The organism is Actinokineospora sp. NPDC051303, assembly GCF_055586285.1.
On record NZ_JBVJIN010000090.1, the window covers coordinates 1 to 12,544 of the forward strand.

Consider the following 12,544-nt stretch of genomic DNA (forward strand, 5'->3'; position numbering starts at 1 on the left):
CCGCACGTGTGAGGCCGAAGGCTTCCCACCCGTCTTTCACACGGCGATCTTCCTTCGTAGGGGCCCCGAAGAAACCACTCCACCCCATCGAGCAAACCCCGCGAACCAGCCACCCCAGCAGGCAGACAGCACAACGAAGGCCGCCTTCACACGAAGACGGCCCCCGAGAAACACCCAACGATCAGCTGTCCTGAAGATCAGCCAAAGCCGCCTTCACCTTCGACAGCTCAGCCTCCAGCTCCTCCATCCGCGCCCGGTGCTGCTCCCGAGCCGCGTCAAGGACACCCTCGATAGCCTTGGAAATGTCCTCATGCAGCTCAGCGGCCGCACGAGACACCGCAGCGGCCGGAACCGCCACACCCTGCATCATCCGCTTACCCGCCTGGGTCAGCTCAGCCTGCCACTCACCCTCAGCGGTGCCGGTGACGGTCAGAGTCAGCTCAACGGTCCGAGTCTTCTTCGCGGTGCTCTGGGCCCGCTGCGCCCGCGGCTTCTTGACCGGCGGCGCGGCCTGCTCGACGGGCTCGACAGGCGCGGCAGCCTGCTCGGCCTCGGTCGAAGCCGCCACGGTCTCCGCCTGCTCGGTCTCGGTCTCGGTGGACACGATCCACTCCCTCTCACGACGCCTGGTGAACCGGCTGAATTAGAACATTCGTTCGCCTGTTCGAGATCTCCGGGGCCGATCACGCTACGAGATGCCCGGCGCCGTCCCGTCAGCGGGCAGGGTGACGCGGATGCGGCACCCTCGGGCGGAGTCCACGACCCCGATCGTCCCGCCGTGCAGCTCCACGACCCACCGCGCGATCGACAGTCCCAGGCCGGTGCCGCCGCCGCTGGCGCGCTCGCCGCGGGTGAACCGGCGGAACACCAGGTCGCGTTCGGCCGCGGCGATGCCCGGCCCGTCGTCGCGGACCTCCAGGGTCAGCTCCCCGCCGGACTGGGCGGCGACGACGCGCACCTCGCCGTCGGCCGGGCCGTGCCGCACCGCGTTGTCCAAGAGGTTGACCAGCACCTGGTGCAGCCGCTCCCGGTCGGCGAGCACCGTCGCCGACCCGGGGGAGACCGAGGTGGAGAACCGGACCGACCGTCGGGCAGCGGCCGCGTTGACCTCCGCCTCGGCCACCACCTCCGCCAGCAGCGGGGCCACCTCGACGGACTCCAGGTCAAGCGGGTGCGCGCCCGCGTCGATCCGGGACAGGTCCAGCAGCTCGGTCACCAGCCTGCCCAGCCGCTCGGTCTGGGCGAGCGCGGTGCGCATGGTCGCCGGGTCCGCGTCGCTCACCCCGTCGACCACGTTCTCCAGCACCGCCTGCAGCGCCGCGATCGGCGTGCGCAGCTCGTGGGAGACGTTCGCGATCAGCTCCCGCCGGTGCCGGTCGGCGGCCTCCAGGTCGGCGCTCATCTGGTTGAACGCCCGCCCCAGCTCGCCCACCTCGTCGCGGGCGGTCACTCGGACCCGGCGGGAGTAGTCGCCGCGGGCCATGGACCGCACGGCGGCGGTCATCTCCCGCAGCGGGCGGGTCATGCCGTGCGCGAGGACCTGCGAGGTGATCAGCGCGCCGATGATGCCGGTGATGGACGTGGTGGGCGGCAGCCAGCCGATCATCGCCCAGAAGTAGGCCAGTCCCGCCGCGCCGGAGGCGACCAGCAGGATGCCGAGCTTGACCTTGATCGACCGCACCGGGTCCAGCGGCCGGGGCAGCCGTTCCAGCAGTCGGGCGGCGCTGGTCATCGGGGCGCCTCCAACGCGTAGCCCACCCCGTGCACGGTCCGGATCAGGTCGGCGCCGAGTTTGCGGCGCAGCGCCTTGACGTGGCTGTCGACCGTGCGGGTGCCCGCGGCGTCGCCCCAGCCCCAGATCTCGGCGAGCAGCCGCTCGCGGGGCTGCACGGCGCGCGGGCGGGCGGCCAGGTGCGCGAGCAGGTCGAACTCGATCGGGGTCAGGTGGGCCTCGACGCCGCCGCGCCGCACCCGTCGCTCGACCGGGTCGACTTCCAGGTCGCCGACGACGATCGCGGCGGCCCCCGGGTCGACCTGCGCTGCCCGCTCCACCCGGCGCAGCAGCGCGTGCACCCGGGCCACCAGCTCACGCGGGGAGAACGGCTTGGTCATGTAGTCGTCCGCGCCGACCCCGAGGCCGACGAGCAGGTCGGTCTCGTCGTCGCGGGCGGTCAGCATCAGCACCGGCACCGGGCGCGCCGCCTGCACCCGGCGGCACACCTCCAGCCCGTCGAACCCGGGCAGCATGACGTCGAGCACCACCAGGTCGGGCCGGGTGCGCTCGGCCGCGGCCACCCCGCCGGGGCCGTCGCAGGCGAGGTCGACCTCGAACCCCTCGGCCCGCAGCCGCGCCGCGACCGACTCCGCGATCGTCCGCTCGTCCTCGACCACCAGGACGCGCCGCTTGTTCGCCATGCCGTGACTCTATGCAGGCGCGATGGGCAAGTGACGCGCGCTGTGTGAACGTTTCGTGGAGACACCCCGATCGGCAAACCGGATGAAGCACCGGGCGGCCATTGCCTAGGCTGGAGGCAAATGAGCAGCACCGACACCAGCGCATCCCTGGCCGACCTGCGCGCCCGTCTGCCCGAACTGATGCTGCGCGACCAGCGGCGGCTCGGCCGCAGGCTCGACGGCGCGCGCAAGACCCGCGACGAGGCCAGGCGGCGCGCCACCCTGGACAAGATCGCCGCCGAGATCGACACGGCCGCGGCGCGGGTCGAGGCGCGGCGCGCGTCGGTGCCCGCGCTGAAGTACCCGGAGGAGCTGCCGGTCAGCCAGCGGCGGGCCGACATCCTCGCCGCGATCCGGGACAACCAGGTCGTGATCGTGGCCGGGGAGACCGGCTCGGGCAAGACGACGCAGCTGCCCAAGATCTGCCTGGAGCTCGGTCGGGGCGTCACCGGGCTCATCGGCCACACCCAGCCGCGCCGGATCGCCGCGCGCACGGTGGCCGAGCGGGTCGCCGAGGAGGTCGGGACGCCGCTGGGGGAGACGGTCGGCTGGAAGGTCCGCTTCACCGACCAGGTGGGCGACCGCACGCTGGTCAAGCTGATGACCGACGGCATCCTGCTCGCCGAGATCCAGAACGACCGGCTGCTCTCCCAGTACGACACGATCATCATCGACGAGGCGCACGAGCGCAGCCTCAACATCGACTTCCTGCTGGGCTACCTGTCCCGGCTGCTGCCCAGGCGCCCCGACCTCAAAATCGTCATCACCTCGGCGACGATCGACCCGGAGCGGTTCTCCCGGCACTTCGGGGACGCGCCGATTGTCGAGGTCTCCGGCCGCACGTACCCGGTCGAGGTGCGCTACCGGCCGCTGGTCGACCCAGAGGACCCCGACGCCGACCCGGACCGCGACCAGACTCAGGGCATCCTCGACGCGGTGGACGAGCTGTGCGCGGAGGGGCCCGGCGACATCCTGGTGTTCCTCTCCGGGGAGCGCGAGATCCGCGACACCGCCGACGCGCTGGCCGCGAAGAACCTGCGCGACACCGAGATCCTGCCGCTCTACGCGCGGCTGTCCAGCGCCGAGCAGCACCGGGTGTTCCAGCGGCACACCGGGCGGCGCGTCGTGCTCGCCACCAACGTCGCCGAGACGTCGCTGACCGTGCCCGGCATCAAGTACGTGGTCGACCCCGGCACCGCCCGGATTTCCCGCTACAGCAACCGGCTCAAGGTGCAGCGGCTGCCGATCGAGCCGGTGTCGCAGGCCTCGGCGAACCAGCGCAAGGGCCGCTGCGGCCGGACCTCGGATGGCATCTGCGTCCGGCTCTACAGCGAGGACGACTTCGACGCCCGCCCGGAGTTCACCGACCCGGAGATCCTGCGCACCAACCTGGCCTCGGTCATCCTGCAGATGAGCGCGGCCGACCTCGGCGAGATGGCCGACTTCCCGTTCATCGACCCGCCGGACCGCCGCCACATCGCCGACGGCGTGCAGCTGCTGCAGGAGCTCGGCGCGCTCGACCCGGCGGAGAAGGACCCGGCGAAGCGGCTCACCCCGCTGGGCCGCAAGCTCGCCCAGCTGCCCGTCGACCCGCGCCTGGCGCGGATGGTCATCGAGGCGGACAAGGCGGGCTGCGTCAGCGAGGTGATGATCATCGCGGCCGCGCTGTCCATTCAGGACCCGCGCGAGCGCCCGCAGGACGAACAGCAGGCCGCGGCGGAGAAGCACGCCCGGTTCGCCGACCCGGACTCGGATTTCCTGTCCTACCTCAACCTCTGGGAGTATCTGCGGGAGCAGCAGAAAGAGCTGTCCGGCAACAGGTTCCGCAGGCAGTGCAAGGCGGAGTTCCTGAACTACCTGCGGATTCGGGAGTGGCAGGACATCCACAGCCAGCTCCGCCAGGTGGCCCGGCAGCTCGGCATCACGCCCAACGACGTGCGCGCCGCGCCGCAGAACATCCACATCGCCCTGCTTTCCGGGCTGCTCTCCCATATCGGGTTCCGCGACCCGGCGGGCAAGGACTACTTCGGCGCGCGCAACGCGAAGTTCGCGGTGTTCCCCGGCTCGGCGCTGTTCAAGAAGCCGCCGCGCTGGGTCATGGCCGCCGAGCTGGTCGAGACCTCGCGGCTGTGGGGCCGCATCGCCGCCCGGATCGAGCCGGAGTGGGTCGAGCCGCTGGCCGCGCACCTGGTGAAGCGCACCTACAGCGAGCCGCACTGGGAGGCGAAGCAGGGCTCGGTGGTGGCCACCGAGAAGGTGACCCTCTACGGGCTGCCGATCGTGGTGGGCCGCAAAGTCCAATATGGACGGATCGACCCGGAGCTGTCCCGAGACCTGTTCATTCGCAACGCTCTTGTCGAGGGGGACTGGCAGACCCGGCACCACTTCTTCCACGACAACCGCAAGCTGCTCGCCGAGGTCGAGGAACTGGAGCACCGGGCCCGCAGGCGCGACATCCTGGTGGACGACGAGACCCTGTTCCAGTTCTACGACCAGCGCATCCCCGCGGACGTGGTGTCCGGCAGGCACTTCGACACCTGGTGGAAGAAGACCCGGCGCGAGCAGCCCGACCTGCTCAACTACTCGAAGTCCATGCTGGTCAACGACTCCGTGGGGGAGATCGATGAGCGGGCCTTCCCGGACACGCTCCAGCAGCGCGGCCTCGAACTGCCGCTGACCTACCGGTTCGAGCCCGGCCGCGCCGACGACGGCGTCACCGCCAAGGTCCCGATCTCGGTGCTCAACCAGCTCGACGGCGACGCGTTCTCCTTGCAGGTGCCGGGATTGCGCGAGGAGGTCGTCACGGCGCTGATCCGGTCGCTGCCCAAGCCGCTGCGGCGCAACTTCGTCCCAGTCCCCGATTTCGCCAAGGCTGTCGTGCGCAGGCTTGGCGAGGCGGAAGAGTCACTGCCCGACGCGGTGGGCCGGGAACTGCGTGCGCTCACCGGGGTCGTGATCCCGCGCGACGCCTGGCAGCTCGACACGGTCCCCGACCACCTCAAGACCACGTTTCAAGTGGTCGACGGCGACAAGACTCTGGCCCAGGGCAAGGATTTGGGTGCGCTCAAGCAGCAGCTCAAGCGCGAGCTGCGGGCGTCGCTGGCCGAGGCGACGGTCAGCCTCGAGCGGCGCGGGCTGACCGACTGGACGATCGGCACCCTGCCCAAGGTCGCCCGCACCGAGCAGAACGGCCTGGTCGTCACCGCTTACCCGGCGCTGGTGGACGAGGGCGCGACCGTGGCGGTGCGGATGTTCGACACCGAGCCCGACCAGCGCGCGGCGATGTGGCTGGGCACCCGCAGGCTGGTGCTGCTCACCGTCGCCTCCCCGGTGAAGCAGGTCGTGCGCACGCTGTCCAACCAGGCCAAGCTCGCCCTCTCGCACAACCCGCACGGCGGCGTCCCGGCGCTGCTCGCCGACTGCGTCGACGCCGCGGCCGACCACCTGATCGCCCGCGCGGGCGGCCCGGCCTGGGACGAGGCCGGGTTCGCCCGGGTCCGCGAGGCCGTGCGCGCGGGTCTGATCACCACGACCCTGGACGTCCTCGACCGGGTGCGCAAAGTCGTGATCGCCTGGAACGACGTGCAGAACCGCCTCGCGCGCACCTCCGGCCCGATCTTCGCCGAGGCCCTGTCCGACATCGGCGAGCAGCTCGCCGCCCTGGTCTTCCCCGGGTTCGCCACGGCCACCGGCGTGGGCCGGCTGCTCGACGTGGAGCGCTACCTGCGCGGCATCGAACGCAGGCTCGACAAGCTGCCCGAGCGTCCCGACCGCGACACGGCGTGGATGCACACCGTCCAAGACCTCGAAGACGCCTACCACGACCTGCTCGACCAGCTTCGGCCCAGCGCCCGCGAGATCGACCGGGTGCGGGCGGTGCGGTGGATGATCGAGGAGCTGCGGGTCAGCTACTTCGCCCAGACCCTCGGCACGCCGAGCGCGGTCTCCGACAAGCGGATCATGAAGGCGATCGAGCAACTACGGCCGTGACCGCTGGTCCGCCCCGGCGGCTCAGCGGCGGACGTGCAGGCGGACCACGGTGCCCGTCCCGGCCGCGGAGCGGATGCGGACCAGGTCGCAGAGCTGGTTCGCCAGCCACACCCCGCGCCCGCCCTGCACCGACGGCCGCGGCGCCACCCGGCCGACCATGGGCTCCACGATGTGCCCGCTGTCGCTGACCTCGCACACGAACGCGTCGCCGTCGGTCCACAGGCGCAGGGTGCCGCGCTCGCCGCCGTGGCAGATGCTGTTGGTGACGATCTCGTTGGTGGCCAGGGTCAGGTCCAGCGCCCGGTCGCGGGGCAGGCCGAACGCGCCCGCGCGCACGCCGACCAGGTCACGCAGATCGGGCAGGTCGTCCAGGCAGAAGTGCACGACGTCGGACACCGAGTCGGGGGCGGGCAGGTCGCCGCCGAACTCCGCGTGCGCGTGCTCGGGGTCGAACCGCACGCTGATGCGGCGCGTCCCGGCGTCCACGACGACCGGGTGGCTGTGCTCGGCGGAGCGCAGCACCGGCTTGGCCACGGCCGCGCCGTCGAACGCGCAGCGCAGCCGGAATCCCGCGGTGTCCTCGAACGCCAGGTTCAGCAGCGACTCGTGCAGCAGCGCCTCGGCCATCTCCTCGGCGGGCCGCCCACGCCAGGCCGGTTCGCTCAGCCCGCGCGCCTGCCGCCCGCCCGCCTCGTCGACCAGCCCGCGCAGCAGCGGGATGAGCCGCGCCGGGTTGCGCCCCACGTCGGTCACGTCCAGGAACCGCACCTGCCCGGCGGCGTCGCCGAGCGCGTCGCGCAGCAGCGCGATGCCCGTGGGCGGCACCAGCGCGAACACGAGTTCGCCCGCGCTCACCCCCGCGCGCAGGTACGGCACGGCGCCGTCGACAAAGCCGGGCTCGTCGCGGTACACCAGCGCCTCGTGCGCGAACGGGGATGGAGTCAACTAGCCACCTCATAAGACCAGGACGCGGTAGACGCTGCCGCCTGCGACAGGACCGAGCCGCACCGGCGGGATCGTACCGGGCACGGTCGGGCCGCGACCCCGCGCGGCTCGCCGTCGGCGACCACATTCACCCGCTCGCTGTATCGGCGCGTCGCCCTTGGGTCGAGTGGCCTGGGGCGGGTTGGCCGTGAAAGGTTTCGTTCATGGTCATCTCCGTCCCCGCGCCGAAACGGCGGGTCAGCCTGGACGACTGGCTGATGCTGGCCCTGGCGCTGCTCTCCGTCGGACTGCTGGCCTACCGCGCCTTCTGGCGGCCCGCTGCCGAGGTGGCCGCGCTGATCGCGCGCGTCGACCTGGCGCTGTGCGCGGTGTTCGCCGTCGAGTTCCTGTGGCGCTGGCGGACGGCCGGGTTCACCCGCCGGTTCGTGTGGGTGAACTGGTACGACGTCGTGGGCATGGTCCCGGTGGCGCATCTGGCGTTCCGCGCGTTCCGCCTGCTGCGCGTCGTGCGGATCGGGGTGCAGCTCACCCGCTCGCACCGGCCGGTGGACCGGTCGATGGGGGAGGAACTCGCGCACCGGGCGATGCGCCGCTTCGGCACCGTGATCATCGACGTGATCAAGAAGCCGTTGACCGTCGCCGTGCTCGATGAAGTGGTGTCCGTGCTGCGCACCGGGCACTACGCGCGCAACATGTCCAGCGCGCTGGAGGAAAACCGCGCCGAGATCCGCGCCATGGTGCTGGAGAAGCTCAAGGACGACCCGCAGATCGGCAGGCTGCGGCGCCTGCCGTTCCACGACGAGATCGTCGGCGCGGTCTCCGACGCCGCCCTGCGGGTGATCCTGGAGATGCTCGCCGACCCGCGCACCGACGAGCTGATCTCCGACCTACTGCGGGAGAACATCAACCAGATCCGGGACGCCGTGCGCGCCGACGTCCACCGCAACCTGCCGGACCTGCCGCCACCGGACCGCTGACCGTGGCCGCCGTCACTCATCCGGCCGTGCCGGACGGCCCGCTCCGCTGCGAGGATGCGAAGGGTGACCTTCCATGATCCCAGGTTCGCGCTCGATCCCGACGTCCTGCACATGACGCCCGGCGCGTTCGGCGTCGCGCCCACCGCGGTGCTGGCCGCGCGGGCGGAATACCGGCGGCGGGCCGAGGCCAACCCGACGCGCTTTCACCGGGTCGAATCGCCAGAGCTGGTCGAACGCGCGCGGCTCGCCGCGGTGGCGTTCCTCGGCGGCGATTCCGTCGGGGACGGGGTGGCGCTGGTCCGCAACGCCACCGAAGGCGTCGCGACGGTCCTCGCCGCGGTGCCGCTGGGCGCCGGGGACGAGATCCTGCTGTCCGAGCACGGTTACGGCGCGGTCCGCATCGCCTGTCAGGCCAAGGCCGACGCGGTCGGCGCGACGGTCCGCTCGGTCGACTTCCCGGTCGACGCGGAGCCGGAGGCGATGACGCTGGCCTTCGCCGAGGGCCTGCGGCCGACCACGCGCCTGGTGGTCGTGGACGGCATCAGCTCCGACACCGCGCTCGCACTGCCGGTCACCGGGATCGCCGACGCGTGCCGGGCGCACGGGGTGCCGGTGCTGGTCGACGGCGCGCACATGCCCGGGCACGTCCCGGTGCGCCCCGACCGGTTGGGCGTGGACTTCTGGGTGGGCAACTTCCACAAGTGGGCCTACGCCTGCCGGGCCACCGCCGCCCTGTGGGCCGCCCCGGCGTGGCGGGACCGGCTGCGCCCGCTGGTGCCGTCGTGGACCTACCCCGCTGGCTTCCCGCACTGGTTCGGCGAGGCGGGCACCAACGACCAGACCGCCTGGATGGCCCTGCCCGAGGCGCTCGCCTTCTGGCGCGACGCGGGTGGCTGGACCGCGGTGGAGGGCAGCGCCGCCCTGCTCGACAAGGGCGTGCGCGTCGTCGCCGAGGCCGTCGGAGCCGACGGGCAGGCCAGCGCGCACCACGCCCCGCTGATGCGTCTGGTCCCCCTGCCCGCCGGGCTCGTCACCGACGCCGCCGACGCCCGCCGCTACTACCTCGAACTCAGCGCCCGCGGCGCGGAGACCTCGATCGTCTGGCGGGACGGGCGGGCCTACATCCGGCTGGGCGCGGCCATCTTCCAGCGCGAGGACGACTACCACGCGCTGGCCGCCCTGCTCGTTGACGGCCGCTGACCGCCCAGGTCACTGGACGTCGCTCACTGGACGCGCTCACTGGATATCGCTGTCCGGCGGGGGCAGACGCAACGGCGCCGACGCGGGTTCGACGCCGTCCACGCCCGCCACCGCCCGCAGACCCCCGAGGGCGTCCGGGGACGCTGTGCCGGTGACCGCGCCGATCGCGGCGAGCACGCGCTCCACGCGCATGCCCGCCGCTTCCAGAGCGGCGACCACCTCGGGCAGCCGCGCCAGGCCGTCGTCGTCAACGGTGACCGTGACCGGCTGGGTCACGGGGCCGCCACCAGGCCCGCGCCGACGTCGGTCGAGGCCAGCGGCAGCCGCCGCGCCGCCTGGGCCAGCCGCGCCCACAGCTCCCACGACCGCGCCCCGGTCGCCTGGGCGATCAGCGCGGCGACGCCCGCGACGTGCGGGGTCGCCATGCTGGTGCCGCTGATCCGGTTGTAGCCCCCCGGCCACGACGAGTGCACGTCCACGCCGGGCCCCACGATGTCCACCGCCCCGATCTGGTCGACCGTGCCGCAGGAGAACCACGCCAACGCCGTGTTCACGTCGGTCGCGCCGACGGCCAGCACCGACGGGCAGTTCGCCGGGTGCCCCACCGGGTTGATCCGCCCGTCCTGCCGCCGCGACTCGTTGCCCGCCGCCGCGATGATCAGCGTGCCCTGGGCCAGCGCGCGACTCGCGACCCGCTCGTAGGTCCGCGAGTACGGCGTCCCCGGCCGCACGGCCGCGCCCAGCGACATCGACACGATCGGGCAGCCGTTGGACACCGCCCACGCGATGCCCGCCAGGATGCCGCCGTCCGCGCCGGACCCCTCGTCGCTGAGCACCTTGCCCACGAAGATCTCCGCCTCCGGCGCCACGCCGTAGCCCGGTCCCGACGCGGGGTCCCTCGGCCCGCACGAGGTGCCGATGCAATGCGTGCCGTGCCCGTGCCCGTCCTGCACCGGCTGGCCCGCCACGAACGACTCGCTGGTCACCGCCCGGCCCGCGAAGTCCGGGTGCCCGAGGTCGAAGCCGGTGTCGAGGACCGCGACCCGGATGCCCGCCCCGGTCGCCTTGCTCACGTGCGCCCCGACCGCCTGCAACCCCCAGGTGAAGGCGCTCTCGTCGGCCTGGCCCACGGGCGCGGCTTCGGCCGCGGCGCTGATCGCGTACACCCGGCGCTCCATTTCCACCTGCGCGATGGGCCCGGGCTCGTCCACCGCGCGAGTCAGCGCCTGGGCCTGGTCGGGGTCGGCGTCGACCACGGCGACGCCGAGCGTGCTGAACACCAGTCCGTCAGCGCTGTCCGGCGCGGGCGCGCTGATTCCGGCGAGCCTGCCCAGCGCCTCGGTCCCGGCCGCCGCCGCGTCGTCTTCCAGCAGCACCAGGTATCGCCCCGTGGTGTCGTCCTGCGCGGGATTCGTCATGTCCCCAGCCCTTCGTCCGTTGCCACCGTTCGCTGCCGCCACTCACAAGTGTGATCGGTCGTTCACACTGGGTGTAACTGATGTCACACAAATGGCCCTGCGTGTGGCTGGTGCCCGGTTATTCCGCGCCGTCCACCCCGTGGCACGCCCGCGACCGGGCGAACCGGACGTTTACTGTCGAGGGCATGCAGACCTGGCAATCCCACCCGGTGCCGCGGGTGGCCGGCGCGCCCCGGCCGTTGCGACTTTTCGACACCGCGACGGGGGGCGTGCGCCCCACCGCGCCCGGCCCCACCGCGACGATGTACGTCTGCGGGATCACCCCGTACGACGCGACCCATCTCGGGCACGCCGCCACCTACCTCGCCTTCGACCTGGTGCACCGCGTCTGGCTGGACAACGGCCACGACGTGCACTACGTGCAGAACGTCACCGACATCGATGACCCGCTGCTCGAACGAGCCGAACGCGACCACGACGACTGGGTCGTGCTCGGCATGCGCGAGACGGCGCTGTTCCGCGAGGACATGACCGCGCTGCGCGTCCTGCCGCCGCGCGACTTCGTCGGCGCCGTCGAATCGATCCCGGAGATCGTGGAGGCCGTCGCGAAGCTGGTCGCCGACGGCGCCGCCTACCGGGTGGACGACGCCCAGTACCCGGACGTCTACTTCGACCACACCGCGTCCGGCCGCTTCGGCTACGAGTCGAACTACGACGAGCCGACCATGACCCGCTACTTCGCCGCCCGCGGCGGCGACCCCGACCGCGCGGGCAAGCGCCACCCGCTCGACGCCCTGCTGTGGCGGGCGGCGCGCGACGGCGAGCCGAGCTGGGACAGCGAACTGGGCCCGGGGCGGCCGGGATGGCACGTCGAGTGCAGCGTGATCGCGCTCAACCGCCTGGGCATGGGCCTCGATCTGCAGGGCGGCGGATCAGACCTGATCTTCCCGCACCACGAGTTCAGCGCGGCGCACGCCGAGGCGCTGACCGGGCAGCACCCGTTCGCCCGGCACTACACGCACTCGGCGATGATCGGCCTGGACGGGCTGAAGATGTCCAAGTCGCGCGGCAACCTGGTCTTCGTCTCCCGGCTGCGCGCGGACAAGGTCGACCCGATGGCCATCCGCCTCGGCCTGCTCTCCGGCCACTACCGCACGGACCGCTCCTGGACGGCGGACGTGCTGGACGAGGGCCTGGCCCGCACCGACCGCTGGCGCGCCGCGCTCGACGCCCCGGCGGGCGAGCCCGCCGAACCGCTGATCGCCCGGCTGCGCGACCACCTCTCCGACGACCTGGACACCCCCGCCGCGCTGGCCGCGGTCGACGCGTGGGCCGCGCGGACCCTCGCGGGCGACGGCCACGACCGCGACGCCCCGGCCACCGTCCGGGCCGCCGTCGACGCCCTGCTGGGCGTCGCGCTCTAGGGCCTGTGTCGAAGTGCCGGTGCGTGTCAGTCGTGATCGGGGTGGTTCCTGGCGGTGCGGCCGCGGCGCCGCTCGTACCGGTGTTGTACTTGGGCGTCGCGGCCGTGCCGTCAGGGGCCGCATCCGGCGCGGCTGG

The 12,544-nt window shown here is 72.5% G+C and carries 10 protein-coding genes; 4 read left to right on the forward strand and 6 right to left on the reverse strand.

Annotated elements, in window-relative coordinates; all coding sequences use genetic code 11:
• Positions 1-181: 181 nt before the first annotated feature.
• The 3 genes from ACZ6SD_RS32245 to ACZ6SD_RS32255 all read right to left on the reverse strand — a co-directional run bounded on the left by ACZ6SD_RS32245 (position 182) and on the right by ACZ6SD_RS32255 (position 2,415).
• Complete coding sequence (locus ACZ6SD_RS32245; RefSeq protein ID WP_465320806.1) at positions 182-604, reverse strand: DUF6319 family protein; 423 nt, start codon at positions 602-604, stop codon at positions 182-184.
• 84 nt (positions 605-688) lie between these two features.
• The gene (locus ACZ6SD_RS32250; RefSeq protein ID WP_465320807.1) at positions 689-1,732 is read right to left on the reverse strand and encodes a sensor histidine kinase; all 1,044 of its coding nucleotides are present in this window, start codon (positions 1,730-1,732) and stop codon (positions 689-691) included.
• Positions 1,729-2,415 (reverse strand): response regulator, encoded by a 687-nt coding sequence (locus tag ACZ6SD_RS32255; RefSeq protein WP_465320808.1) that lies wholly within the window; start codon positions 2,413-2,415, stop codon positions 1,729-1,731. Before ACZ6SD_RS32255 ends, ACZ6SD_RS32250 begins: the two co-directional genes overlap by 4 nt.
• A 120-nt stretch (positions 2,416-2,535) precedes the next feature.
• Here ACZ6SD_RS32255 and hrpA point away from each other — a divergent pair, with 120 nt between their 5' ends.
• Positions 2,536-6,444 (forward strand): ATP-dependent RNA helicase HrpA, encoded by a 3,909-nt coding sequence (gene hrpA, locus ACZ6SD_RS32260; protein ID WP_465320809.1) that lies wholly within the window; start codon positions 2,536-2,538, stop codon positions 6,442-6,444.
• Between the two features lie 21 nt (positions 6,445-6,465).
• Here hrpA and ACZ6SD_RS32265 read toward each other — a convergent pair whose 3' ends face one another.
• A complete protein-coding gene (locus ACZ6SD_RS32265) occupies positions 6,466-7,389 on the reverse strand; it encodes an anti-sigma factor RsbA family regulatory protein (protein WP_465320810.1) in 924 nt (307 codons plus the stop codon).
• A 203-nt stretch (positions 7,390-7,592) separates the two neighbouring features.
• Here ACZ6SD_RS32265 and ACZ6SD_RS32270 point away from each other — a divergent pair, with 203 nt between their 5' ends.
• Positions 7,593-8,366, forward strand: coding sequence for an ion transporter (locus tag ACZ6SD_RS32270; RefSeq protein WP_465320811.1), 774 nt, complete (start codon positions 7,593-7,595; stop codon positions 8,364-8,366).
• Between the two features lie 63 nt (positions 8,367-8,429).
• Entirely contained in the window at positions 8,430-9,566 is a 1,137-nt protein-coding gene (locus tag ACZ6SD_RS32275; protein ID WP_465320812.1) for an aminotransferase class V-fold PLP-dependent enzyme, read from the forward strand.
• Between the two features lie 36 nt (positions 9,567-9,602).
• Here the strand turns inward: ACZ6SD_RS32275 and ACZ6SD_RS32280 are convergent, their stop codons facing one another.
• Both ACZ6SD_RS32280 and ACZ6SD_RS32285 read right to left on the reverse strand, forming a co-directional pair.
• Positions 9,603-9,842 carry a hypothetical protein gene (locus tag ACZ6SD_RS32280; RefSeq protein WP_465320813.1) on the reverse strand — a complete coding sequence of 80 codons (240 nt, stop codon included), beginning with the start codon at positions 9,840-9,842 and terminating at the stop codon, positions 9,603-9,605.
• A complete protein-coding gene (locus ACZ6SD_RS32285; RefSeq protein WP_465320814.1) occupies positions 9,839-10,984 on the reverse strand; it encodes a S8 family peptidase in 1,146 nt (381 codons plus the stop codon). The genes ACZ6SD_RS32280 and ACZ6SD_RS32285 overlap by 4 nt, the downstream gene beginning before the upstream one ends.
• 185 nt (positions 10,985-11,169) lie before the next feature.
• Between ACZ6SD_RS32285 and mshC the strand changes: the two genes are divergently transcribed.
• On the forward strand, positions 11,170-12,408 hold the full coding sequence (gene mshC / locus ACZ6SD_RS32290) for a cysteine--1-D-myo-inosityl 2-amino-2-deoxy-alpha-D-glucopyranoside ligase (RefSeq protein ID WP_465320815.1): 1,239 nt from the start codon (positions 11,170-11,172) through the stop codon (positions 12,406-12,408).
• Positions 12,409-12,544 lie beyond the last annotated feature (136 nt).